This window comes from Klebsiella sp. 2-CIP_Kleb., assembly GCF_050378715.1.
GTDB lineage: Bacteria > Pseudomonadota > Gammaproteobacteria > Enterobacterales > Enterobacteriaceae > Klebsiella > Klebsiella quasipneumoniae.
Map to the genome: position 1 here is coordinate 960,323 of NZ_JBNRLG010000001.1, position 24,792 is coordinate 985,114.

At 58.3% G+C, this 24,792-nt stretch carries 25 protein-coding genes; 13 read left to right on the top strand and 12 right to left on the bottom strand.

Translation table 11 applies throughout. The features are described from left to right. Position 1: 1 nt before the first annotated feature. The 3 genes from ACQUTP_RS04770 to ACQUTP_RS04780 all read right to left on the bottom strand — a co-directional run bounded on the left by ACQUTP_RS04770 (position 2) and on the right by ACQUTP_RS04780 (position 1,500). Entirely contained in the window at positions 2-448 is a 447-nt protein-coding gene (locus tag ACQUTP_RS04770) for a YcgN family cysteine cluster protein (protein ID WP_017900197.1), read from the bottom strand. A gap of 94 nt (positions 449-542) precedes the next feature. Continuing rightward, a complete protein-coding gene (locus ACQUTP_RS04775; RefSeq protein WP_428902350.1) occupies positions 543-1,202 on the bottom strand; it encodes a fumarylacetoacetate hydrolase family protein in 660 nt (219 codons plus the stop codon). Positions 1,203-1,218: 16 nt separating this feature from the next. Then, positions 1,219-1,500, bottom strand: a complete 282-nt coding sequence (locus ACQUTP_RS04780; protein WP_004203320.1) for a YcgL domain-containing protein — start codon at positions 1,498-1,500, stop codon at positions 1,219-1,221. 126 nt (positions 1,501-1,626) lie between these two features. Here ACQUTP_RS04780 and minC point away from each other — a divergent pair, with 126 nt between their 5' ends. Genes minC through minE form a run of 3 tightly spaced genes read left to right on the top strand, consistent with a single transcriptional unit; the run spans position 1,627 to position 3,434 of the window. Beyond that, a complete protein-coding gene (gene minC / locus ACQUTP_RS04785; protein ID WP_004203323.1) occupies positions 1,627-2,325 on the top strand; it encodes a septum site-determining protein MinC in 699 nt (232 codons plus the stop codon). A gap of 23 nt (positions 2,326-2,348) precedes the next feature. After that, positions 2,349-3,161 (top strand): septum site-determining protein MinD, encoded by an 813-nt coding sequence (gene minD, locus ACQUTP_RS04790; protein WP_002910900.1) that lies wholly within the window; start codon positions 2,349-2,351, stop codon positions 3,159-3,161. A 3-nt stretch (positions 3,162-3,164) separates the two neighbouring features. Then, positions 3,165-3,434, top strand: coding sequence for a cell division topological specificity factor MinE (minE, locus tag ACQUTP_RS04795; protein ID WP_004103270.1), 270 nt, complete (start codon positions 3,165-3,167; stop codon positions 3,432-3,434). A 77-nt stretch (positions 3,435-3,511) separates the two neighbouring features. Here minE and rnd read toward each other — a convergent pair whose 3' ends face one another. From rnd to ACQUTP_RS04820, 5 genes are all read right to left on the bottom strand, one after another. After that, complete coding sequence (rnd, locus tag ACQUTP_RS04800) at positions 3,512-4,627, bottom strand: ribonuclease D (RefSeq protein ID WP_072140568.1); 1,116 nt, start codon at positions 4,625-4,627, stop codon at positions 3,512-3,514. A gap of 81 nt (positions 4,628-4,708) precedes the next feature. After that, positions 4,709-6,394, bottom strand: coding sequence for a long-chain-fatty-acid--CoA ligase FadD (gene fadD / locus ACQUTP_RS04805; RefSeq protein WP_025999236.1), 1,686 nt, complete (start codon positions 6,392-6,394; stop codon positions 4,709-4,711). Between the two features lie 205 nt (positions 6,395-6,599). Beyond that, positions 6,600-7,181, bottom strand: a complete 582-nt coding sequence (locus tag ACQUTP_RS04810) for a Slp family lipoprotein (protein WP_032456304.1) — start codon at positions 7,179-7,181, stop codon at positions 6,600-6,602. Between the two features lie 38 nt (positions 7,182-7,219). After that, the gene (gene tsaB, locus ACQUTP_RS04815; RefSeq protein ID WP_017900203.1) at positions 7,220-7,915 is read right to left on the bottom strand and encodes a tRNA (adenosine(37)-N6)-threonylcarbamoyltransferase complex dimerization subunit type 1 TsaB; all 696 of its coding nucleotides are present in this window, start codon (positions 7,913-7,915) and stop codon (positions 7,220-7,222) included. Between the two features lie 145 nt (positions 7,916-8,060). Next, positions 8,061-9,971 carry an ATP-dependent DNA helicase gene (locus tag ACQUTP_RS04820; protein ID WP_428902351.1) on the bottom strand — a complete coding sequence of 637 codons (1,911 nt, stop codon included), beginning with the start codon at positions 9,969-9,971 and terminating at the stop codon, positions 8,061-8,063. Positions 9,972-10,102: 131 nt separating this feature from the next. Here ACQUTP_RS04820 and ACQUTP_RS04825 point away from each other — a divergent pair, with 131 nt between their 5' ends. Then, positions 10,103-10,447, top strand: a complete 345-nt coding sequence (locus ACQUTP_RS04825) for a RidA family protein (protein WP_002910910.1) — start codon at positions 10,103-10,105, stop codon at positions 10,445-10,447. Here the strand turns inward: ACQUTP_RS04825 and ACQUTP_RS04830 are convergent, their stop codons facing one another. Further along, positions 10,448-10,633: a YoaH family protein gene (locus ACQUTP_RS04830; RefSeq protein ID WP_004203339.1), complete on the bottom strand. Its 186-nt coding sequence runs from the start codon at positions 10,631-10,633 to the stop codon at positions 10,448-10,450. An 88-nt stretch (positions 10,634-10,721) separates the two neighbouring features. Between ACQUTP_RS04830 and pabB the strand changes: the two genes are divergently transcribed. The 4 genes from pabB (at position 10,722) to ACQUTP_RS04850 (ending at position 15,932) form a co-directional block, all read left to right on the top strand. Beyond that, on the top strand, positions 10,722-12,077 hold the full coding sequence (gene pabB, locus ACQUTP_RS04835; protein WP_109938454.1) for an aminodeoxychorismate synthase component 1: 1,356 nt from the start codon (positions 10,722-10,724) through the stop codon (positions 12,075-12,077). 3 nt (positions 12,078-12,080) lie between these two features. Next, positions 12,081-12,659 (top strand): CoA pyrophosphatase, encoded by a 579-nt coding sequence (locus tag ACQUTP_RS04840; RefSeq protein WP_004203342.1) that lies wholly within the window; start codon positions 12,081-12,083, stop codon positions 12,657-12,659. A 162-nt stretch (positions 12,660-12,821) separates the two neighbouring features. Continuing rightward, a complete protein-coding gene (sdaA, locus tag ACQUTP_RS04845; protein WP_004203344.1) occupies positions 12,822-14,186 on the top strand; it encodes an L-serine ammonia-lyase in 1,365 nt (454 codons plus the stop codon). A gap of 189 nt (positions 14,187-14,375) precedes the next feature. Continuing rightward, on the top strand, positions 14,376-15,932 hold the full coding sequence (locus tag ACQUTP_RS04850; protein ID WP_080846932.1) for an EAL domain-containing protein: 1,557 nt from the start codon (positions 14,376-14,378) through the stop codon (positions 15,930-15,932). A gap of 36 nt (positions 15,933-15,968) precedes the next feature. Here ACQUTP_RS04850 and yoaE read toward each other — a convergent pair whose 3' ends face one another. Continuing rightward, positions 15,969-17,531, bottom strand: a complete 1,563-nt coding sequence (yoaE, locus tag ACQUTP_RS04855) for a CNNM family cation transport protein YoaE (RefSeq protein WP_004203354.1) — start codon at positions 17,529-17,531, stop codon at positions 15,969-15,971. A 446-nt stretch (positions 17,532-17,977) separates the two neighbouring features. On the opposite strand from yoaE, the gene manX reads away from it, so the two are divergent. From manX to mntP, 5 genes are all read left to right on the top strand, one after another. After that, a complete protein-coding gene (manX, locus tag ACQUTP_RS04860) occupies positions 17,978-18,949 on the top strand; it encodes a PTS mannose transporter subunit IIAB (protein WP_004203357.1) in 972 nt (323 codons plus the stop codon). 56 nt (positions 18,950-19,005) lie between these two features. Continuing rightward, positions 19,006-19,806: a PTS mannose/fructose/sorbose transporter subunit IIC gene (locus ACQUTP_RS04865; protein ID WP_004203359.1), complete on the top strand. Its 801-nt coding sequence runs from the start codon at positions 19,006-19,008 to the stop codon at positions 19,804-19,806. A gap of 12 nt (positions 19,807-19,818) precedes the next feature. Further along, positions 19,819-20,670, top strand: coding sequence for a PTS mannose transporter subunit IID (locus ACQUTP_RS04870; RefSeq protein ID WP_004145526.1), 852 nt, complete (start codon positions 19,819-19,821; stop codon positions 20,668-20,670). 61 nt (positions 20,671-20,731) lie between these two features. After that, on the top strand, positions 20,732-21,190 hold the full coding sequence (locus tag ACQUTP_RS04875) for a DUF986 family protein (RefSeq protein WP_285754989.1): 459 nt from the start codon (positions 20,732-20,734) through the stop codon (positions 21,188-21,190). A gap of 419 nt (positions 21,191-21,609) precedes the next feature. Further along, on the top strand, positions 21,610-22,176 hold the full coding sequence (gene mntP / locus ACQUTP_RS04880) for a manganese efflux pump MntP (protein ID WP_017900206.1): 567 nt from the start codon (positions 21,610-21,612) through the stop codon (positions 22,174-22,176). A 3-nt stretch (positions 22,177-22,179) separates the two neighbouring features. On the opposite strand, the gene rlmA is transcribed toward mntP, so the two are convergent. Together rlmA and ftsI are read right to left on the bottom strand one after the other, a co-directional pair. Beyond that, complete coding sequence (gene rlmA / locus ACQUTP_RS04885) at positions 22,180-22,974, bottom strand: 23S rRNA (guanine(745)-N(1))-methyltransferase (protein WP_285754991.1); 795 nt, start codon at positions 22,972-22,974, stop codon at positions 22,180-22,182. Between the two features lie 61 nt (positions 22,975-23,035). Continuing rightward, positions 23,036-24,784, bottom strand: a complete 1,749-nt coding sequence (gene ftsI / locus ACQUTP_RS04890; RefSeq protein WP_004203364.1) for a peptidoglycan glycosyltransferase FtsI — start codon at positions 24,782-24,784, stop codon at positions 23,036-23,038. Between the last annotated feature and the right edge of the window lie 8 nt (positions 24,785-24,792).

The following is a 24,792-nucleotide window of genomic DNA, read 5'->3' on the forward strand; positions in this document are numbered from 1 at the left end:
CTTACCGCGCCCTGTCAGGCAGATTGAGGATATGGTCCTGCCAGTCGACAACGGTAGACTCGGGCACCGCTATATGGCGGACGGAGATGCGTTCGCCGTGCATCGCCGCTTTTGAGCCGGTCAGCAGCGGGTGCCAGGCCGGCAGAGGTTTACCTTCCGCCAGCAGGCGATAGGCGCAGGTCGGCGGCAGCCATTCGAAGGTCGGCAGATTTTCACGAGTGAGCTTGATGCAGTCCGGCTCATATTCGAAGCGACGCTCGTAGTTACGGCACTGGCAGGTTTTGATATTGAGCTGACGGCAGGCGACGTTGGTGAAGTAGATCTCATCGGTATCTTCATCCATCAGCTTATGCAGGCAGCACTGGCCGCAGCCGTCGCACAGCGATTCCCACTCCGCGTCGGTCATGTCATCCAGGGTTTTTTGTTGCCAGAAAGGTTGTTCGCTCATCGGAATGTCCGTCGTTGCCAGTTAAGGGTGCACCTTATAACCAGTCTGGCACGACGATGCAAGTTTTGCCGCCCCAAAAGGCGGCAAACCGCGCTTACAGTACGCGGGTGGTGAGCGACAGGCCGTTGAAATCGACCTCCAGCTCGTCGCCGCTGTGCAGCGGTCCCACCCCTTCCGGGGTGCCGGTGAGGATCACGTCGCCGGCTTTGAGGGTAAAGAAGCGCGACATATAGGCGATCAGCGGCACAATCTTATGGATCATGTCGGCGGTAGTGCCCTGCTGGCGCACTTCGCCGTTAATCTTCAGACTTAACGGCGTATTCTGCGGGTCGCCGTGGAACTCGGCCGCCGGAATAAAGCCGGAGATCGGACAGGCGTTATCGAAGCCTTTGGCCTTCTCCCACGGCTGCCCGGCCTTTTTCATTTTAGCTTGCAGGTCGCGCAGGGTGAGATCCAGCGCGACGCCATAGCCGGCAATCCCTTTCAGCACATGCTCTTCCGTCGCCTGACGCAGCGTACCGCCGATCAGCACCGCCAGCTCCACTTCATGATGCACCGAACCCAGCCCCTCAGGAAGCACCAACGGCTGACGGAGATCGCACAGTGCGCTCTCAGGTTTAATAAACAGCACCGGCTCTTCCGGCGTCGCACTGCCCATTTCCTTGATGTGCTTTTCATAATTGCTGCCGACGCAAACCACTTTGCTCACCGGATAATCCAGGAGCGCTCCCTGCCAGTTATGATGTTGGTACATTATTTTCCCTCGTGGGTTAATCGGATTGTTTCCCCTGTTCCGCCAGGTGTTTCTTTAGTAGATTTTCAGATGGCGGAGGAAGTTGCAGGTAATAGCCCTGTTCGCTTAGCGCCTGTTTCACTTTTTCAAGGTCGGCGTTAACCAGTTTTTTGCGCCCATCCAGCGGCAGCAGCATCGCCATTTGCGGCGTGCCGAAACCGCGCATGAGCTCGTCAGGAACGCGTGAGAAATCGTCCTTTTTTTCGACGTATAAATAGGTTTGTTCACGTTTAGTACTTCGATAGATCACACAAAACATAGTTTTACTCGGAATTAGACCCGTGGTCACTTGCCTCAATATATCAGTGACTATAACATGCCTTTTAGTCTTCGGAATATCACCGCACTTCGGCGGTCGATAAACAGCAAATTGAGTAAGGCCAGGATGTCAAATACGCCAATCGAACTTAAAGGCAGTAGCTTCACGTTATCTGTCGTTCATTTGCACGATGCAAATCCCGAGGTTATTCGTCAGGCGTTAGAAGACAAAATCGCCCAGGCTCCCGCCTTTTTACGCCATGCTCCGGTGGTGGTGAATATCGCCAGCGTCGAGGAGAGTGTCGAATGGCGCGCCGTCAACGAGGCTATCGCCGCGACCGGTTTACGCATTATGGGCGTCAGCGGATGCAAAATCCCGCGCCTGAAAACCGAAATCGACCGCGCCGGGATCCCGTTATTAACCGAAGGGAAAGAAAAAGCCCCTCGTCCGGCACCGTCCGAACCCGCCCCGCCGCCGCCAGTTGCTAGTCAGATCACAAAAACGCGTTTGATTGATCAGCCGGTACGTTCCGGTCAGCGCATTTATGCGCCACACTGTGATCTTATTGTTACAAATCATGTGAGTGCCGGTGCGGAACTTATCGCTGACGGCAATATCCATGTATATGGCATGATGCGAGGACGCGCATTGGCAGGCGCCGGTGGCGACAGAGACGCCCAGATATTTTGTACCCACCTTGCGGCGGAGCTGGTCTCCATCGCCGGGGAATATTGGCTGAGCGATAACATCCCGGCCGAATTTTATGGCAAAGCGGCACGCCTGCGTTTAGGCGAAAGCGCTCTGACAATTCAACCGTTAAATTAATCCCTTTTTAACAAGGAATTTCTATGGCACGCATTATTGTTGTGACTTCGGGTAAAGGGGGCGTTGGCAAGACCACCTCCAGCGCGGCCATCGCTACAGGTTTGGCCCAGAAGGGAAAGAAAACCGTCGTTATCGACTTCGACATCGGCCTGCGTAACCTCGACCTGATTATGGGCTGCGAACGTCGCGTCGTTTATGATTTCGTCAACGTCATCCAGGGCGATGCCACATTGAACCAGGCGCTGATCAAAGATAAGCGCACGGAAAACCTCTACATTCTTCCGGCGTCCCAGACCCGGGATAAAGACGCCCTGACCCGCGAAGGCGTCGACAAAGTTCTCGAAGAACTGAAGAAGATGGAGTTCGATTTCATCGTCTGTGACTCCCCGGCAGGCATTGAGACCGGTGCGCTGATGGCGCTCTATTTCGCTGACGAAGCCATTATCACTACCAACCCGGAAGTCTCCTCCGTTCGCGACTCCGACCGTATCCTTGGCATTCTCGCCTCCAAATCCCGTCGTGCGGAAAATGGCGAAGAGCCGATCAAAGAGCACCTGCTACTGACCCGCTACAATCCAGGCCGCGTCAATAAAGGCGATATGCTGAGCATGGAAGACGTGCTGGAGATTCTGCGCATCAACCTGGTGGGCGTGATCCCGGAAGACCAGTCAGTCCTGCGCGCATCCAACCAGGGTGAGCCTGTGATCCTCGATGCCGCGTCGGACGCAGGCAAAGCCTATGCCGATACCGTTGAACGTCTGCTCGGAGAAGAACGCCCTTTCCGCTTCATTGAAGAAGAGAAGAAAGGATTCCTCAAACGCCTGTTCGGAGGATAAATTATGGCTTTACTCGACTTTTTTCTCTCGCGAAAAAAGAACACGGCTAATATTGCGAAAGAACGCCTGCAAATCATCGTCGCCGAGCGCCGCCGCGGGGACGCGGAGCCGCATTACCTGCCGCAGTTGCGCAAAGATATCCTGGAAGTGATCTGTAAATACGTGCAGATCGACCCGGAGATGGTCAGCGTGCAACTGGAGCAGCGGGACGGTGATATTTCCATTCTTGAGCTGAACGTGACCCTACCCGAAACGGAAGAGTCGAAACCCTGACCTGCTGTTCCATCCCGAAAAAAAACCGGCTACGCCACGCGCCGCCGGTTTTTTTATGGCCTGAACCAGACCGTCCGCTAGCGCGGATAGTCGCTTAACAGCCTCTTCAGCCGTTCGGCCATCAGCTCACCACGCCAACCGGAAATCAGCTCAGGCTCAGCGGCCTGCGTTTTCAGCTGCCAGTGCCAGTTCAACAGCTGGTTGATCTGCCGACGCGACGCCAGCAGCTCCGCGCTTACGCCCTTCTCAGCGCTCACTTCCTGCACCAGCGCTTTAATATCTTTAAAGGCTTTGCGGTAGCCCGGCATGTCGATCAGATTCTGCAGCGGCGCCGGCAGGGCCGACTCCGGCAGCGCCTGTGCTTTCTCGACCAGGCTAATCAGCGTTTTGCCATGAAAGCGAATTTCGCTACCGGACAACCCGAGGCTGTCGAGCTCGCCGAGGCTGGTGGGCATATAGCGCGCCACGCTCCACAGATGCTCTTCCCGCACCACAAAGTTCACCGCCAGGTCGCGCTCCCGCGCTTTGCGCAGGCGCCACTCCGCCAGCAGCTGCAGGCAGCCCAGCTGGCGGGTACGCAACTGCCAGGCGTTGCCGATATCGCGCCAGGCCTCGGCCGGGTCGACCACCTCCTGGCGACGCTGCTGCATCAGGCGGCATTCGTCCAGTGCCGCCGATAGCCAGCCCGCGCGATCGGTCTCCGCCATTAATTGGCTGGCGATCGGCAACAGGTACCAGACGTCGGCCGCGGCATATTCACACTGACGCTCGGTTAGCGGACGCGCCAGCCAGTCGGTGCGGGATTCGCTTTTGTCCAGCGCAACCCCGGAATACTCTTCCACCATCGAGGCGAAGCCCCAGGACATCGGCCGACCGCAGAAGGCTGCCAGGATCTGGGTGTCGATCAGCGGCTGCGGCATCAGGTTGAACGCGTTGAGAAAGACTTCTAAATCTTCGCTGCCGGCATGCAGGTATTTGGTCACATCCGGGTTGAGCAGCAGGTCGCGCATCGGCGCCCAGTCGGTAATCGTTAAGGGATCGATCAGAGAGACCTGGCGGCCGTCGAACAGCTGCAGCAGGCCCAGCTGCGGGTAATAGGTACGGGTACGGACAAATTCCGTATCCAGAGCGACGGCGGAGGCGGCGCTTGCCGCTTCGCAGACAGCGCGCAGGCCATCGTCGGTGGTGATCATCTGATAGTTCAAAGCATACTCTCTTAACTTGCGCCCATAAAAAACGCCGGCGTAGCCGGCGTCTGGCGACTCATTCGTTACTTAGCCTTTATTGTCCACTTTAGCGCGCGCTTCGTCACGCAGTTCTCGCCGCAAAATTTTCCCGACGTTGGATTTCGGCAGTTCGTCACGGAATTCCACCAGCTTCGGTACCTTGTAACCGGTCAAATGGCGACGGCAGAACGTAATCAGCGCTTCTTCGGTTAACGCGGCATCTTTCTTCACCACGAAGATCTTCACCGCTTCGCCGCTGCTGCCGGACGGCACGCCGATGGCCGCCACCTCAAGCACGCCGCTGTGCTGCATGACCACATCTTCGATTTCATTCGGATAGACGTTAAAACCCGACACCAGGATCATATCTTTTTTCCGGTCAACGATGCGCAGGAATCCCTCTTCATCCATCACCGCGATGTCCCCGGTGTGCAACCAGCCGTCTTTAATAATCTCATCCGTCGCGTCAGGACGCTGCCAGTAGCCCAGCATCACCTGCGGCCCCTTGATACAGAGCTCGCCCGGCTGACCCGGCGCCACTTCGTTATCGTCGTCGTCCACCAGTTTGGCTTCAGTGGAGGGCACCGGCAGGCCAATGCTGCCGCTGTGGTAGTCGATGTCGTGCGGGTTGACGCTGACCAGCGGCGAACACTCGGTCAGGCCGTAGCCCTCCAGCAGATATTGTCCGGTCAGTTTCACCCAGCGCTCAGCCACCGCCTGCTGCACCGGCATACCGCCGCCGGCGGAGAGGTGCAGCGAGGAGAAATCAAGCTGCTGGAACTCTTTGTTGTTCAGCAAGGCGTTGAACAGGGTGTTGACCCCGGTCATGGCGGTAAACGGATATTTCGCCAGCTCCTTCACCAGCCCGGGGATATCGCGCGGGTTGGTGATCAGCAGATTCTGCCCGCCCAGCTCGATAAACAGCAGGCAGTTCATGGTGAGGGCGAAAATGTGATACAGCGGCAGCGCGGTGACCACAAACTCTTTGCCGCGATGCAGCAGCGGGCCGTAGGTGGCATTGACCTGCTCAAGGTTGGCCAGCATGTTGCGGTGGGTCAGCATCGCCCCTTTAGCCACCCCGGTGGTGCCCCCGGTGTACTGTAGAAACGCCAGATCTTCCGCAACGATCTCCGGCTTCACGTACTGCATGCGATAGCCGTGCTGCAGCGCGCTGCGAAACGAGATGGCATCCGGTAGATGGTACTTCGGCACCAGCCGCTTGATGTACTTAACCACAAAGTTCACCAGCGTGCCTTTGGCGGTGGAGAGCTGGTCGCCCATGCGCGTCAGGATCACGTGTTTCACCTGGGTCTTCGCCACCACTTTTTCCAGGGTATGGGCAAAGTTGGAGACGATGACGATCGCCGCCGCGCCGCTGTCGTTGAGCTGATGCTCCAGTTCACGCGGGGTATATAAGGGGTTGACGTTAACCACGATCATCCCGGCGCGCAGGATGCCAAACAGGGCCACCGGATACTGCAGCAGGTTAGGCATCATCAGGGCCACCCGGTCGCCCTTCTGTAGTCCTAAGCCCTCCTGAAGGTAAGCGGCGAAGGCGCGACTGCGCTCTTCCAGCTTACGATAGGTCATCACTTCACCCATATTGATAAACGCCGGTTGGTCGGCGTAGCGGGTGGTGGCATGTTCAAACAGTTCAACCAGGGATTGATAGCGGTCAGGATTTATCTCCGCCGGAACATCTGCGGGATAACGGTTTAGCCAAACCTTTTTCACTGCATCACCTCTGAAATAGTTATTCGTCGTCATCACAGCCCCTGGAAAATACATTTTGTTAACATTATATTAACTCAGCGTACCAGTTTATTAATTAGGCAATGAGCAGGTTGCGAAGCGCGTCACTATTTTTTTTCTTATTCGACTGAAAACAAAGAAACAGCGGACCGGCCGCTGTTTCTTTGAACTAACAAAAACAACAAAATCATTCGGTTACAACGTTTCTGACCTCTGCTGGGCCGGGGTTGTACCAACCCCATCCGCCATAGCCGTAACCCCAGGGGCGCGGACCCAGCATCCACGGGTCGATCGGCTGCGGGGGCATCACCACCTGCTGCACCACGTTCCAGCGTTTGTAGCCGGTGGCGTTCATCAGCATAAATTTGTAGGGCGTGCTGCCTACTTTGCCTTCGACCACCCCGGCAATCGGCCCGACCACGGTCACCAGCTGACCGCGGAAGTCCACCGGATCGAGGAAGCCGTTAACATCGGCATAGATCCGCCCGCGCGAGGGTTCGCCCAGTTCCGGTCGCGCACCGCTGTCCAGCGGCACGGTAGCGATTTCTAAGCGGGTTTTCCCCTGCTGGTTCTGCACGTTGACCACCTTGCCGCCAAAGCGCGCTTCCTGACCGACGTACAGCTGCGGGGCATTCATCACCCGCACTAAATCCTGCTGCGGCGTGGGGCTGGTGCCTTTGATGGCATCCGGCACCGATACGCAGCCGCTCAGCGCAACGGCAACCGCCGCGGCCAGCAGCCAGCGAACGCCCTGTTTTTGACCCGCCATGATGCGACTCCTTTTCTCAGTCTTCTTGTTACTGAGATTCACTCGCGGCCCGGAAGTTTCTTCCACGCCACCTCGTTACGCAAATAAACCGGCTCCGCTTTCTCCACGGCCACGGTTTTCCCTGCCGCCAGCAGATAACAGGCTAACGGCAGCATATCCTCTGCCGCCGGCAGTTCAATTTCGCCGCTGCTTAAGGTCAGTCCGCTCTCTTTCGCCAGATCCGGCCACGCCTGCCAGCCGGTACCGACAGTGGCCCATTCGCCGGAAAGCTGTGCCAGCCGTTCGGCCACCGCGTCCGGTTTGAGCACCGCTTCCGTCTCTTCGCCGTGCCAGACGCCCTGCTCGTCGCGCTGATACTCGGCCCAGTAGACTTCCCCCATCCGGGCGTCAATCGCCGCCAGCACGCGGGTGGCGCCGGTTTTGCGCCACGCGCCCTGCGCCATGGTGGCCAGTGTGGAAACACCGATCATTGGCAGCTCCGCGCCCAGCGCCAGCCCCTGAGCGATACCGATGCCAATGCGTACGCCGGTAAAGCTGCCAGGACCGCGGCCAAAGGCCAGCGCGTCCAGCTCGGTCAGGGTGGTGCCGCTCTCGGCGAGGACCTCCTGCACCAGCGGCAGGATACGTTGGGTATGTTCGCGGGGACAAATTTCGAAATGAGCACTAAGGGTGCCATCATTCCACAGCGCTGCGGAGCAGGCTTCTGTGGCGGTATCGATAGCCAAAATTCGCATGGGTGGTCACGCTCTCGTTACATAGTTCAGGCCTTCAGGCAGCCTGTTTTCCGGCAGACGGACAACCCGTCGCCACACCGCCCGAAGTCTAGTGGGAACCGCTAATTAACAAAATGGCGCGCAGCTTAACACATTTCAGGGCGGATTACCTCGCCGGCGGCACGGCGAGGAAGCGCACCGCCCGGCGGATATCGCGGGTTCGCGGCGCCGGCGGCAGACTGGCCAGAAAGACCGCGCCGTAGGGGCGCATCACCAGCCGGTTGTCGCAGATCACCAGCACCCCGCGATCGTCGATATCGCGGATCAGGCGGCCCACCCCCTGCTTAAGGGTGATCACCGCGTCCGGGAGCTGCACTTCATCGAACGGATCGCCGCCGCGCAGCCGGCAATCTTCCATCCGCGCTTTCAGCAACGGATCGTCCGGCGAGGTAAACGGCAGCTTATCAATGATCACCAGCGACAGCGCGTCGCCACGCACGTCGACCCCTTCCCAGAAGCTGCTGGTGGCCACCAGCAGGGCATTGCCGGCGCTGACGAACTGCTGCAGAAGCTGGCCTTTACTGGTCTCGCCCTGCAGCAGCACCGGCAGAGTCATGGTGGCGCGGAACTGCTCCGCCAGATCGCGCATCATGGCGTGCGAAGTGCACAGCATAAAGCAGCGACCGTCGTTAGCCTCGATCAGCGGCTTGAGCATCGCCGCCAGATGGCGCGCCGCGCCGGGCTGGTTCGGCAGCGGTAGGTTACGCGGCACGCAGAGCAGCGCCTGATGCTGATAGTCAAAGGGGCTCGGCAGCAACAGTGTCTGCGCCTCGTCGATCCCCAGCCGGGCGGTGAAATGGTGCAGATCGTCGTTTACCGACAGTGTCGCCGAGGTAAAGATCCAGCTCCCCGACTTCTGCGCCATCACCTCTTTAAACTTCTCGGCCACGGTCAACGGCGTCAGCGCAAGGGTAAAGTGGCGCGAGGTGCACTCATACCAGTAACTGTAGCCCGGCTGATTGATCTCTTTCAGCCGCTTCAGGCGCCCGCGATAATTGGTGGCGCGCTCAAAGGCGGCATCGAGCAGCGCCGAGCGCCCCAGCGAGAGTTTGGCGACGTCGTAACACAGTTCAAGCGCATCATCGAGCAGCAGCAGCGCCCGCTGAATGTGGCTGTCCGCCAGCAGTTCCCGCAGGTTTCCGCGGTAGCCAGGGTCCCCCAGCTGCAGGCGGAAATCCTGGGCGCTTTGCGCCAGGCGGTCGGCGCATTTTTGCAGCTGTTGAGTGTCTTTCAGTTCGGTGCGATAGGCAATAGTGATGTCTTTCGCCAGATCCAGCAGCTGGCGGCTGGAGAGCGACTGGCCAAAGTACTGGCTGGCGATATCCGGCAGCTGATGGGCTTCGTCGAAGATCATCACCTCCGCCTCGGGGATCAGTTCGGCAAAGCCGCTCTCTTTGACCACCATATCGGCAAGGAACAGGTGATGGTTGACGACCACTACGTCGGCGTCCATCGCTTTTTTACGCGCCTTCACCACGAAGCAATCTTTATACAGCGGGCAGTCGCTGCCGAGGCAGTTATCGTTGGTACTGGTGACCAGCGGCCAGGCCTGGGAATCTTCCGCCACGCTGGCGCAGGTGCTGATATCGCCATCCTGAGTTTGGTTCGACCAGGAGCGCAGGAGGATCACGTCGCTGAGGGTTTGCACCGGCAGATCGCCGCCCGCCAGCGCCTGCTGTTCCAGGCGTTCGAGGCACAGGTAGTTGGAGCGCCCTTTGAGCAGCGCCAGTTTGCCGGTGAATTTGAGCGCTTTGGCGACGGTGGGCAGATCGCGGCTGTAGAGCTGATCCTGCAGCGCTTTCGACCCTGTGGAGATAATCACCTTTTTTTTCGCCCGCAGCGCTGGCGCCAGGTAAGCGTAGGTTTTACCGGTTCCGGTCCCCGCTTCCACCACCAGCGGCCGGGAGGCCTCAATCGCTTCGCTGACCGCCACCGCCATCTGGCGCTGCGGCTCGCGCGGTTTAAATCCCGGTATGGCTTTGGCTAGCTGGCCGTCTGCTGCAAAATCGTCGATCACATTGCCCCCTGGTTATTTGGACAGTGATTATGTCAGGGAGGGCGGCGTTTCGCCAGTCCGGGTAGTGACGCGAGCGGAACATTATGGCAGTCTTGCCGCAGCTAAATGGAATGCTCAGAGAGGAATGTGAAATGACAATTACGCGTATTGATGCCGAAGCCCGCTGGTCAGATGTAGTGATCCACAATCAGACCCTTTACTACACCGGCGTGCCGGCGAATCTTGATGCCGATGCCTTCGAGCAGACCGCCAACACCCTGGCGCAGATTGACGCGGTGCTGGAAAAACAGGGCAGCGACAAGTCGCGCATTCTTGACGCCACCATTTTCCTCGCCGACAAAAGCGACTTTGCGGCGATGAATAAAGCGTGGGACGCCTGGGTGGTAGCCGGTCACGCCCCGGTGCGCTGCACGGTGGAAGCAACGCTGATGAACCCGCAGTATAAGGTTGAAATCAAAATTATCGCCGCGGTGTAATTACTCGTCTTCGTCTTCATCTTCAAAGCGCGCGACGATCCGTTCGCCGGTATGCGTCGCGCGTAGCTCTTCCGCCACCAGGGCAATCGCCTGGCCGCTGCTCATCCCCTGGGCCATCAGTTCCTGGATACGTTCGACCGCTTTTTGCTGTTGCTCGTGGCTCAGCGAAGGTAAACCTGCAAACATCTTGTACTCCTGCTACATTGTGGGGCGTAATTATTTCACGCCGTCCCCGCCTACGCCAGAGGGACGGTAACGTTCAGGATCGAGAAAGATGTTGTCCCCCGCGATTATTACCCTGCCCTGGCGCCCGGATGCCGCCGAACACTATTTTACGCCGTTAAGCGCCCTGCCCTGGGCGATGCTGCTACATTCCGGCTTTGCCGACCATCCGCATAACCGTTTTGATATCCTGGTGGCGGCCCCGCGCGCCACGCTGCTGACGCGCGGTGAAGAGACCTGGGTCGATGACGGCGAGACCACTTTTGTCTCGGCGGACGATCCGCTGCAACTACTCCAGCAGCAGCTGGATCGTCAGCCGTTCACGCCGCAGCCCCATGAGGATTTGCCGTTTCTTGGCGGCGCGCTGGGGCTGTTCGGTTACGATCTGGGCCGCCGTTTTGAGCGACTTCCCACTGTGGCGCAGGCCGATATCGCGCTGCCGGATCTGGCGGTGGGGATTTATGACTGGGCGCTAATCGTCGACCATCAGCGCCAGCAGGTGTCGCTGCTCAGCTATGACGACCCGCAGCAGCGTCTGCAGTGGCTGGAGGCGCAAACGTCGGCGCCAGGTGAAACCTTCACCCTGACCTCTGCCTGGCAGTCAAATATGAGCCGCCAGCAATACGGCGAGAAATTTCGTCAGGTGCAGGCCTATCTGCGCAGCGGTGACTGCTATCAGGTCAATCTCGCCCAGCGTTTTCAGGCACGCTACGTCGGGAATGAATGGCAGGCTTTCCGCCAGTTGAACGCCGCCAACCGCGCCCCCTTTAGCGCCTTCATCCGCCTTGCGGAAGGGGCGATTTTAAGCCTGTCGCCGGAGCGATTTATTCAGCTCCGCCAGGGGGAAATCCAGACGCGCCCGATTAAGGGCACCCTGCCGCGGCTCGATTCGCCGCTGGCGGATGCGCAGCAGGCGGAGAAGCTGGCGAACTCGCCGAAAGATCGCGCCGAGAATTTAATGATTGTCGACCTGATGCGCAACGACATCGGCCGCGTCGCCGTCCCGGGCAGCGTGCGGGTCCCCGAGCTGTTCGTGGTGGAGCCCTTCCCGGCGGTCCATCATCTGGTCAGTACCATCACCGCCCGCCTGCCGGCGACGCTGCACGCCAGCGATCTGCTGCGCGCCGCCTTCCCGGGAGGGTCGATCACCGGCGCGCCGAAGGTCCGGGCGATGGAGATTATTGATGAACTGGAACCCCAGCGACGTAACGCCTGGTGCGGGAGCATCGGCTATCTGAGCTATTGCGGCAATATGGATACCAGCATCACCATTCGCACCCTAACGGCCTGGCAGGGGCAACTGTACTGTTCCGCCGGCGGCGGGATTGTGGCGGATAGTGAGGAAGCCGCAGAATATCAGGAAACTTTTGATAAAGTTAATCGTATCCTGCACCAACTGGAGAACTAGACCATGGCGGACCGCGCCCTCAATCTGGATGACTTTCTGTCCCGCTTTCAGCTGCTGCGTCCACAGCCTTCGCCACAGGCGCTAAACCAGCGGCAGGCGGCGGTGCTGGTACCGATCGTACGCCGGCCGCAGCCTGGTCTGCTGTTGACCCAGCGTTCGCCGTTGCTGCGCAAGCACGCCGGCCAGGTCGCCTTTCCCGGTGGGGCGGTAGATAATACCGATGCGACGCTTATCGCCGCCGCTCTGCGCGAAGCCCAGGAAGAGGTGGCGATCCCGCCAGAGAAGGTTGAGGTGATTGGCGTTCTGCCGCCGGTGGACAGTGTCACCGGCTTCCAGGTGACGCCGGTGGTGGGCATTATTCCACCGGATCTGCACTATCACGCCAGCCAGGACGAGGTCTCCGCGGTATTTGAAATGCCGCTCGCCGAAGCCCTGCGCCTCGGGCGCTACCATCCGCTCGATATCCACCGCCGGGGCAACGACCACCGCGTCTGGCTCTCCTGGTACCAGCATTATTTTGTCTGGGGAATGACCGCCGGGATCATTCGCGAGCTGGCGCTGCAGATAGGCGCGCGCCCTTAGCTATACTGATTATGAGAGGGCGCTCTCACTATTAGTAAAATCGCGGTTATCCATTAGTTTAATTCATGTGAATAGTTGAACTGACAGGGCGCTTCCCTCTTACACTATGCGCAGTTATTACATCGTTACCGCACCCGCGGTAACCCTGTCAGGAGTATTATCGTGATTAGTCTATTCGACATGTTTAAGGTGGGGATTGGTCCCTCATCTTCCCACACTGTTGGCCCGATGAAGGCCGGTAAACAGTTCGTCGATGACCTGGTCGAAAAAGGATTGCTTAATGCAGTGACCCGCGTGGCGGTTGACGTCTACGGTTCGCTGTCATTAACCGGCAAAGGCCACCATACGGACATCGCCATTATCATGGGACTGGCGGGCAATCAGCCCGATACGGTCGATATAGACGCGATACCGGCATTTATCCGTGACGTCGAGACACGCGGCCGTCTGCTGCTGGCCAACGGTCAGCACGAAGTGGACTTCCCGGCGGATGACGGCATGCGTTTTCGCAGCGACAATCTGCCGCTGCACGAAAACGGCATGACCATTCATGCCTGGGCCGGCGAGAAAGAGATCTACTGCAAGACCTATTACTCGATTGGCGGCGGCTTTATCGTCGATGAAGAGCACTTCGGCAAAGAGAACGCCAACGAACTGCAGGTGCCCTACCCGTTTAAATCGGCGCAGGAAATGCTGGCCTACTGCAAAGAGACCGGCCTGTCGCTCTCCGGGATGGTGATGCAGAACGAGCTGGCGCTGCACAGCAAAAAAGAGATCGAGGACTATTTCGCTAATGTCTGGCAGACCATGCGCGCCTGTATCGACCGCGGCATGAACACCGAAGGCGTGCTGCCTGGCCCGCTGCGCGTACCGCGTCGCGCGTCGGCGCTGCGTCGTCTGCTGGTGGCCAGCGATAAGCTCTCCAGCGATCCGATGAACGTCGTTGACTGGGTCAACATGTTCGCGCTGGCGGTCAATGAAGAGAACGCCGCCGGCGGTCGCGTGGTGACCGCGCCGACCAACGGCGCCTGCGGCATCGTTCCGGCGGTACTCGCTTATTACGATCACTTTATCGAATCCGTCAGCCCGGAGATCTATATCCGCTACTTTATGGCCTGCGGTGCGATCGGCGCGCTGTACAAGATGAATGCCTCCATTTCCGGCGCCGAAGTCGGCTGTCAGGGCGAAGTGGGCGTCGCCTGCTCGATGGCGGCGGCGGGTCTGGCCGAACTGCTCGGCGCCAGCCCGGAACAGGTCTGCGTGGCGGCGGAGATCGGCATGGAACATAACCTCGGACTGACCTGCGACCCGGTCGCCGGCCAGGTACAGGTGCCGTGCATTGAACGTAACGCCATCGCCTCCGTGAAAGCGATCAACGCCGCGCGGATGGCAATGCGCCGCACCAGCGAACCGCGCGTCTCGCTCGATAAAGTGATCGAGACCATGTACGAAACCGGCAAAGACATGAACGCCAAGTACCGCGAAACTTCGCGCGGCGGACTGGCGATTAAAGTTCAGTGTGACTAAAGTGTTGGCTTTCGCCTGCCCCCTCCCGGTGCGCAGGCGTAAAGCGAGGGGAACTGAAAGCCCCCTGCCTTCCTGATGCGCCCTCTGTGGCGCATTTCTTTTTTCTATACCTGACGATATTCTGCCACTACAATTGCTCTATTAAATAAGCCACGCTTAACCACTCGTCCTGTCGACAGGGTGTCGCACATGCAGACTGCACAAAAAGTCATTACGGCCTATCGTCGCAAACGCATTATTGTCTGCCTGCTGGTAGCCCTGGTGACCCTGGGCGCCACCTTAGCTATCCGATTTATTTCGCAGCGTAGCGAAAATGAAGGCTATATTCGCATGGCCGCCAGCCAACGGGTGGCGGCGCTGGATAACATCCTGCGTCCGCTGAGCGCGCAGCGACCCACCCTGCTTCCTCTGGTGGGCCACCCCTGCCCGGATATCCATTTGTCGCTGCGTAAAATCGCGGCCTCGTTGCAGACCGTTCGTTCCGTCGCGCTCGTGACGTCAGGTATCGTTTACTGTTCGAGTATTTTTGGGCCGCGACAGGCGGATTTACATCGCCTGCAGCCTGCGCTTCCTGCACCCCGTCCTCTGCTGCTCTTTTCGAACGACAGCTCCTTGCTCAAAGGCACACCGGTGCTGATACAGTGGTATCCAGCCTCGGAGAGAGGCGTGGATGGCGTGATGCTGATTGTCAATATCGAGCTGCTGGGGACCTTAATTCTCAACGAAAAATCATCCCTGATAAGCGACGTCAGCCTGCAGGTTGGCGATCGTTATTTTAGCAGCAGCCATGGGCTTCTCGAGAAAGCGCATACCCCGCCGGGAACGGTGATTTATCGCCAGCGCTCTACCGAGTTTCCGTTTATCGTCAATATCAATGGCCCTGGCGCCTCTGCGATTGCGCTTGAGGAGCTGCCCGGCGAGCTGCCGCTGGCGCTGATCTTCAGCCTGTTGATGACCGGCATCGCCTGGCTGGCCACCGCCGGCAGAATGAGCTTCTCGCGGGAGATAAGCCTCGGTATTTCCGCCCGGGAGTTTGCCCTCTGGTGCCAGCCGCTGCAGGATGCGCGCAGCGGCCGCTGCTGCGGGGTGGAGATCCTGCTGCGCTGGAACAACCCTCGCCGCGGTGCGATTTCGCCGGAGGTGTTTATTCCCATCGCCGAAGGGGACAATCTGATCATCCCCCTCACCCGCTATGTGATTGCCGAAACCGCCCGCCGTCTGGATGCTTTTCCCCGCGACCGCCAGTTTCATATCGCGATTAACGTCGCTGCCCGCCACTTTGCCAACGGCTTACTGCTGCATGACCTGCATAATTACTGGTTCAGCATGAACCCGGTACAGCAGCTGGTGGTCGAGTTGACCGAACGCGATGTCCTGCAGGATGGCGACCAGCACATGGCCGAAGATCTGCACCAGAAAGGCGTCCAGCTGGCGATCGATGACTTTGGCACCGGCAACAGCTCCCTGTCGTGGCTGGAAACACTGCGCCCGGACGTGCTGAAGATTGACCGCTCGTTTACCAGCTCGGTGGGGATAGACAGCGTCAATGCCACGGTGACCGATATCATTATCGCCCTCGCCAACCGGCTGAATATTATTACCGTTGCCGAAGGAGTGGAGACGCAGGAACAGGAAAGCTACCTCAGAGACCACGGTGTCGATGTGCTGCAGGGGTTTTATTATGCCCGGCCGATGCCGGTGGAGGCATTCCCGGCGTGGCTGGCCAGCCGAGAGGCAACAGAATAACGCGCCGGTCCCCAAGGGGACCGGCGCGCAGGACGATTACTCTTCTTCGTCGCTCGGCGGACGGGTGACCACCGCGCGAACCAGATCGACCCGGTAGTCATTCGCTTCCACCACGGTGAAATGCAGCGGCGGCAATGACACCACGTCGCCAATGCGCGGGATATGGCCATTGGCGGAGATCACCAGACCAGCAACCGTAGCAATATCCTCATCGTCATTGATCAGCGGATCCAGCCCCAGCGCCTGCTGCAACGCATGCAGGTCGGTCGACCCCTTAATAAGCCAGCCGTCGCCATCGATAACGATCTCCGGCGTCTCATCGGCGTCCGGGAATTCTCCAGCGATCGCTTCCAGAACGTCCAGCGGGGTCACTAATCCCTGCACCACGCCAAATTCATTGGTCACGATGACGAAACTGCCGCGGGCGCGGCGCAGGACGCCGAGCAGATTGATCGGGTCCAGCGTTTCAGGTACCACGATCGCCGGGGAGGCGGAGGCCAGCGCCGCGACGTTTTCGCCCGACTCCAGAGCCACCAGCATCTCCTTCGCCCGCACGATACCAATGATTTCATCCAGTTCTCCGCGGCAGACCGGGAACAGACTGTGCGGCGACGAAAGCAGCTGACGGCGAATTTCATCTTCACTCTGCTCGGCGTCGACCCAGCTGATTTCCCCGCGCGGCGTCATGATGCTGCGCAGAGAGCGCTGAGCCAGGGTCAGCACGCCGTTAATCATGTAGCGCTCTTCTTCCGCAAAGGCGCCTTCCGGTACCGGCACCGCCGCCGGGCTGTCAGCGTCGTGGTTGACGGAGGCCTGTTTATTACGGCCGCCCATCAGACGCAAGATCGCATCCGCGGTACGGGCGCGCAGCGGCAACGTCGACTGGTGACGTACAAAGTTGCGGCGCGCCACCTGGTTAAAGAACTCAATGATGATCGAGAAACCGATCGCCGCGTAAAGGTACCCTTTCGGAATATGGAAGCCAAACCCTTCCGCCACCAGACTCAGGCCGATCATCAACAGGAAGCTCAGACAGAGCACCACCACCGTCGGGTGCTGGTTGACAAAGCGCGTCAACGGCTTGGAGGCCAGCAGCATCATGATCATCGCGATCACGACCGCTGCCATCATCACCGGCAGATGGTTCACCATCCCGACCGCGGTGATCACCGCGTCCAGTGAGAAGACGGCATCCAGCACTACGATCTGCAGTACCACCACCCAGAAACTGGCATAGCCTTTCCCGTGACCGGCATCGTGCTGGCGGTTTTCCAGCCGTTCATGCAGCTCAGTTGTCGCCTTGAACAGCAAGAAGATCCCGCCAAGCAGCATGATGAGGTCACGCCCGGAAAAGGAGAAATCGGCGATAGTAATCAGCGGCTTCGTCAGCGTCACCATCCAGGAGATCACCGACAGCAGCCCCAGGCGCATCACCAGCGCCAGCGACAGGCCGATCAGTCGCGCTTTATCACGCTGCTTCGGCGGCAGTTTGTCCGCCAGGATGGCAATAAACACCAGGTTATCAATACCGAGCACAATTTCCAGAACGATAAGCGTCAACAGGCCGGCCCAGATTGAGGGATCCATTAACAATTCCATGTGCGACTCCGGTTAGCGGCAAGGTCAGTCATCGCCATGTCATGCACGGACGCGACAATAGATGCTGAAAGATAAGCGTGATGCGTGGAGGTGGCAACCAGGTGCCAGAAAGTGAAAAGACGTCGATGACGGTCCATACTGCGGGCTATGCCCTATACTCCTGAGTAATTAAACGGAAGTTAAACATAGCAAAATATAGAGCGAAATTGGAAAAGATTTACCTGAATTTGCAATAACTAAGGCTATTTTTTGCGCTGCAAAATTATTAGCAGGCGATGCCTGATTAACGGATCTTCATCACATTAATTATTTTTTCACTGTCTAAAATAATTCGCGGTAGTAACTATTTTCTATCTTACACCCTAACTGAATCGATTTTGTCCTCAAGAGTGATTCAGGATGTATCAAAGCAGATGATGCATTCACGATAATAAAGGAGGTAGCAAGTGACGATTGCTATTGTAATAGGCACACATGGTTGGGCTGCAGAACAGCTGCTGAAAACAGCAGAGATGCTGTTGGGCGAGCAGGAAAACGTTGGCTGGATCGATTTCGTTCCGGGTGAAAACGCCGAAACGCTGATCGAGAAATACAATGCCCAGTTGGCAAAACTGGATACCAGTAAAGGCGTGCTGTTTCTCGTCGATACATGGGGAGGCAGCCCGTTCAACGCTGCGAGCCGCATTGTCGTCGATAAAGAGCACTACGAAGTTATCGCCGGCGTCAACATCCCGATGCTGGTGGAAACCTTCATGGCCCGCGATGACGATCCTTCCTTTGATGAGCTGGTCGCCTTAGCGGTAGAGACCGGCAGCGAAGGCGTGAAAGCGCTGAAGGCCAAACCGGTGGAAAAAGCGGCCCCTGCGCCCGCTCCAGCCGCGGCGCCTAAAGCCGCAGCACCGGCCAAACCGATGGGTCCGAATGACTACATGGTGATTGGCCTCGCGCGTATCGACGATCGCCTGATCCATGGTCAGGTCGCCACCCGTTGGACCAAAGAGACCAACGTCACCCGCATCATCGTCGTCAGCGACGAAGTCGCCGCAGATACCGTGCGCAAAACCCTGTTGACCCAGGTTGCGCCGCCGGGCGTCACCGCCCACGTGGTGGACGTCGCCAAAATGATCCGCGTCTACAACAACCCGATGTACGCCGGACAGCGCGTCATGCTGCTGTTTACTAACCCGACCGACGTTGAGCGCGTCGTCGAGGGCGGCGTGAAAATCACCAGCGTCAACATCGGCGGTATGGCGTTCCGCCAGGGCAAAACCCAGGTTAACAACGCGATTTCGGTCGATGCCAAAGATATTGAGGCGTTTAACAAGCTGAACGCACGCGGTATCGAGCTGGAGGCACGTAAAGTGTCCACCGACCCGAAACTGAAAATGATGGATCTGATCGCCAAGGTCGATAAATAACCCGGACGATCGCGCCCCAGTTTTCACTTTAAGACTTAATCAACAGGAGAAGTACAATGGAGATTACCCTTCTTCAGATTGTGCTGGTGTTCATCGTCGCGTGTATTGCGGGTATGGAGTCGGTGCTTGATGAATTTCAGTTCCACCGTCCTCTGGTCGCCTGTACGCTGATCGGCGCCGTTCTCGGCGATATGAAAACCGGTATTATTATCGGCGGTACGCTGGAAATGATCGCCCTGGGCTGGATGAACATCGGTGCGGCGGTTGCCCCTGATGCCGCGCTGGCGTCCATTATTTCCACCGTTCTGGTTATTGCCGGCCATCAGAGCATCGGCGCCGGCATCGCGCTGGCTATCCCGCTGGCGGCTGCAGGCCAGGTGCTGACCATCATCGTGCGTACTATCACCGTAGCCTTCCAGCACGCGGCGGATAAAGCGGCGGAGAATGGCAACCTGACCGCCCTGTCGTGGCTGCACGTCTCGTCCCTGTTCCTGCAGGCGATGCGTATCGCTATCCCGGCCGTCATCGTGGCCATTTCCGTCGGTACCAGCGAAGTCCAGGGCCTGCTGAACGCAATCCCTGAAGTGGTCACCAGCGGCCTGAACATTGCCGGCGGCATGATCGTGGTGGTTGGTTACGCGATGGTCATCAATATGATGCGCGCGGGCTACCTGATGCCGTTCTTCTACCTCGGCTTCGTCACCGCCGCCTTCACCAACTTCAACCTGGTGGCCCTGGGCGTGATTGGCGCGGTCATGGCAATCCTCTACATCCAGCTGAGCCCGAAATATAACCGCGTCGCCGGTGCCCCGGCTCAGGCGGCTGGTAACAACGATCTCGATAACGAACTGGACTAACAGGTGAGCGAAATGGTTGATATGACTAAAAATACCACCGAGAAAAAACTCACTCAGAGTGATATTCGTGGCGTGTTCATTCGTTCTAACCTGTTCCAGGGTTCATGGAACTTCGAACGTATGCAGGCGCTGGGCTTCTGCTTCTCTATGGTTCCGGCGATTCGTCGTCTGTACCCGGAGAATAACGATGCGCGTAAGCAGGCGATTAAGCGTCACCTTGAGTTCTTCAATACCCATCCTTACGTTGCCGCTCCGGTACTGGGCGTAACCCTGGCGATGGAAGAGCAGCGCGCCAATGGCGCAGAGATTGACGATGGCGCTATCAACGGCATCAAAGTCGGTCTGATGGGGCCGCTGGCCGGTGTCGGCGACCCAATCTTCTGGGGCACTGTGCGTCCGGTGTTCGCGGCCTTAGGCGCCGGGATCGCGATGAGCGGAAGCCTGCTCGGCCCTCTGCTGTTCTTTATCCTGTTCAACGCAGTGCGACTGCTGACCCGCTACTATGGCGTCGCCTACGGCTACCGCAAAGGCGTGGACATCGTGAAAGATATGGGCGGCGGCTTCCTGCAGAAACTGACTGAGGGGGCGTCAATCCTCGGCCTGTTTGTCATGGGGGCGCTGGTTAACAAGTGGACGCACGTGAACATTCCGATGGTGGTGTCAAAAATCACCGGCTCTGACGGACAGGTTCATGTCACCACGGTGCAGACGATCCTCGACCAGCTGATGCCGGGCCTGGTACCGCTGCTGCTGACCTTCGCCTGTATGTGGCTGCTGCGTAAGAAAGTTAACCCGCTGTGGATCATCGTTGGCTTCTTCGTCATCGGTATCGCAGGCTACGCTGTCGGCCTGCTGGGTCTGTAATTTCCAGGTTGTAGCCGGGGGCTAGCCCCCGGCTTTTTTTTATCAGGAGGAACGCAAAGCAATGACATTCACGGACCTGGTGATCATCCTGTTCATCCTTTCGCTACTGGCCTACGCGGTGTATGACCAGTTTATTATGCCGAGGCGCAACGGCCCGGTGCTGCTGGCCATTCCCCTGCTTCGCCGCAGCCGCGTTGACGGCCTGATCTTTGTCTGCCTCATCGCCATTCTGATCTATAACAACATCACCCAGCACGGCACCCCGATCACCACCTGGCTATTGTCTGCGCTGGCGCTGATGGGACTCTATTTATTCTGGATCCGTACGCCGAAAATCATTTTCAAACCGCGCGGCTTTTTCTTCGCCAACGTGTGGATAGAATATCAGCGAATTAAAGAGATGAATTTATCCGAAGACGGCGTGCTGGTGATGCAATTAGAGCAACGGCGGCTGCTGATTCGCGTACGAAATATCGACGATCTGGAGAAGATATACAAACTTCTTGTTTCAACTCAATGAGTTATAAATATAGCCAGCGCTATGTTTTTTCCGATTTCGTCTGGGGGATTATATAGCCATGGCTATATTTCCCCACCTGCTCTTCTGTTTTTCATTAACTATTTATTTACTTATAAATTCAAATGAAAATCGTTATCATTTGGTTATTAAAATAGCCCTCTTCTGTTATTGTTTTATATTCTAAAAATATGTTAAGGTTGCGCCCGTCGTTGGGGAGTAGCCGATTTCCTGCCCGCCAGGAAATGTACGTGTCAACATACTCGTTGCAAAACGTGGCACGTACGGGTTGAAGTGATTCAATCAGGCGAGACCATAGATACATCACTGCTGTACGTATTGCTCAGCCATTGAGCGGCTCCGCGTATATTTACTGGGGGCAGCGATGTGTCATATGGATTATCCCCGGTCAGGACAGGCACATGAATTTATCCGCAACCCTTCTTCTCGCTTTCGGCATGTCTATGGACGCCTTCGCGGCCTCTATTGGCAAAGGCGCCACCCTGCACAAACCCAAATTCTCAGAAGCAGTGCGCACCGGGCTGATTTTTGGCGCTATTGAAACCCTGACGCCGCTGGTCGGCTGGGGACTGGGCATGCTGGCCAGCCAGTTTGTTCTCGAATGGAACCACTGGATTGCCTTTATTCTGCTGGTGTTTCTCGGCGGGCGGATGATCATCGAGGGGTTTCGCGGCGACAGCGACGAGGCGTGCGAGGCGCCTCGCCGGCATGGCTTCTGGCTGCTGGTCACCACCGCCTTCGCCACCAGCCTTGACGCCATGGCGGTTGGCGTCGGCCTGGCCTTCCTGCAGGTCAGCATTGTCACCACCGCGCTGGCGATCGGCTGCGCCACCTTTATCATGTCGACGCTGGGGATCATGGTAGGTCGCTTTATCGGCCCGCTGCTGGGCAAACGGGCCGAAATTCTCGGCGGTATCGTGCTGATTGGCATCGGCAGCGAAATCCTCTGGAGCCATTTCGCCGGTTAAGCTTTACTCCTCGCGCTGCCAGCAATGGATCATAAAATCGGTCTGGCAGCCAAAGGTTGCCTGCTGACGCAGCGCGTCATGCACGTCGGCCTTGGCCCGCCACGCGAACGGCGTCATCTGCAGCAGAGCCTGCGCTTCACTGCCCGTCAGGGTCATCGGATAAGCCAGCTGCTGCTGAGCAGCCAGGCGGAACCCCGGCATCGCTTCCGTCTTCAGCTCATGCAGGCGGATCTCATCGTAAATCAGCCCTTTCAGCTCCAGCAAATGGCGGGGTCCCGGCGTGGCGGTGATCACCCACCCGCCAGGCCGCACCACTCGCGCCAGCTCACCGGCGTTGCAGGGGGCGTAAATGCGCACTACCGCATCGAAGCTGTTATCGGAGAACGGCAGACGCTGGCTGGAGGCGACGCAAAAATTCACCTGCGGATAGCGTTTTGCCGCCGCGCGGATTGCCGGCTTCGATACGTCCAGCCCCCAGCTGCGGCTGGCGATGGCGGCAAACGCGTGGGTGTAATATCCTTCGCCACAGCCGATATCCAGTAACGCCTGAGGGGCAGCGTGCCGCAATCGCTCAGCGATAGCGTCCCGCAGCGGCTGATAATGCCCGGCGTCGAGGAACACCCGACGGGCCTGCATCATCTCAGCGCTGTCGCCGGGATCGCGCGACCGTTTGAACTGCACCGGTAGCAGATTGACGTACCCCTCTTTCGCCAGATCGAACTGGTGCCGCTGCGGGCAGGAATAGTGGTTGTCGCTACGGCTGAGCGGCGCGTGGCAAAGGGGGCAACTGTATGACATGACGGCTCCGGTGTCGCTGAAAGGGCGAAAGTGTAGCGCTATTCGCCCTTGCAGACCACTGTTACAGCGCCGGCGCCAGCGGGTGGCTGTCGTGCATGACGATCAGATTCTCCGCGCCTTGCGGCATACCGTCCGGCATGACGTTCTCCAGCCGCAGGACGTCGCCCATAATCTGGCTGAATACCGGGGCGGAAACGGCCCCGCCGTAATACGATCCATTGCTCGGATCGTTCATCACTACCACCAGCGCGAACTGCGGACGGCTGGCGGGCGCCACGCCGGCGGTATAGGCCACATATTTATCGATATATTTGCCGTCCGGGCCGATCTTCTTCGCCGTCCCCGTTTTTACCGCCACCCGATAGTCGCGCACCGCCGCCTTAGTGCCGCCTCCGCCCGGGAGCGCCACACTCTCCATCATATGCTCCACGCTGTGGACAATATTCTCCGGCATTACGCGCGTGCCAATCACTGGCGGGTCGATGCGGGTGATCGACAACGGTCGTTCAATGCCGAAGCCACCGATGGTGGCATAAACATGCGCCAGCTGGAGCGGGGTCACCATCAAACCATAGCCGAAAGCGAAGGTGGCGCGATCCAGTTGCCCCCAGTAGCGACGATGCGGCATCAGCCCAGCGCTTTCGCCGGTCAACCCCAGCCCCGTCGGCTCGCCGAAACCGAAAGCCGTATAGGTGTCAATCAGATGCTGCACCGGCATGGCCAGCGAAAGATGCGACACGCCGGTATCGCTGGATTTCTGCAGGATCCCGGTCAGGCTCAGCTCCGGATAATAGCCGACATCGCGGATACGGTGGCCGTCAAGGACAAACGGATGGGTGTCCACCACGCTGTCCGGCTGGACAATCCCCTGCTGCAGCGCGGTCATGATCACCAGCGGTTTGACGGTCGACCCCGGCTCGAAGGTATCGCTGATGGCCCGGTTGCGAAAATCATCCAGCGTTGCGGCATCGCGATTGTTTGGATTGAAGTCGGGATAGCTGGCCATCGCCAGGATCTCGCCGGTATCGATTTTGATCAGCACCGCCGCTCCGGATTCGGCTTTATTCCAGCGAACAGCGTTGTCGAGGGCATCTTCCGTTACCGTCTGCAGGCGCTCATCGATACTCAACTGCAGATTATGCGCCGGCACCGGCGGTACTTCGGTAATATTCTCAATCACATTGCCATGTTTATCTTTACGCACCAGACGTCGCCCGGGTTTACCGGTCAACTGGGCGTTGAAGCTTTTCTCCACCCCTTCGATGCCCTGATTATCGACATTGGTAAAGCCCAGCAGATTGGCAGCCACGTGGCCTGCCGGATAGAAACGCCGCGATTCATCACGCAGGTAGACGCCAGGCAGATGCAGTTTATCAATCCACTCCGCCTGCTCGGGATTGATCTGCCGCGCCAGATAGAGAAAGCGGGCGTGAGGATGGCTCTGTACCCGCTGGGCCAGTTCCCCGAGGTTGAGATGCAGCGCTTCGGCCATCGCCTGCCATCGGGGCCCGTAGCCGACGCCGCCTTTCTCCATGGTGGTCTGCGGATCGATCCAGATCGCGCTAACCGGAACGCTCACCGCCAGCGGTCGTCCTTCCCGATCGGTGATCATCCCCCGCTCAACCGCAACGGGCTCTTCGCGCAGAGAACGCATATCCTCTTGTTTTACCAGATTATCGGGGGAAACAATCTGCAGCCAGCCCACGCGGGCCAATAGCAGTCCCAGACAACCGAGTATGGCCACACAGAGTAACCCGAAGCGAATCGGGGTAAAGCTGGCGGCGGACTTCATTTTTTTGTTTAGCACCATAGCTCCGG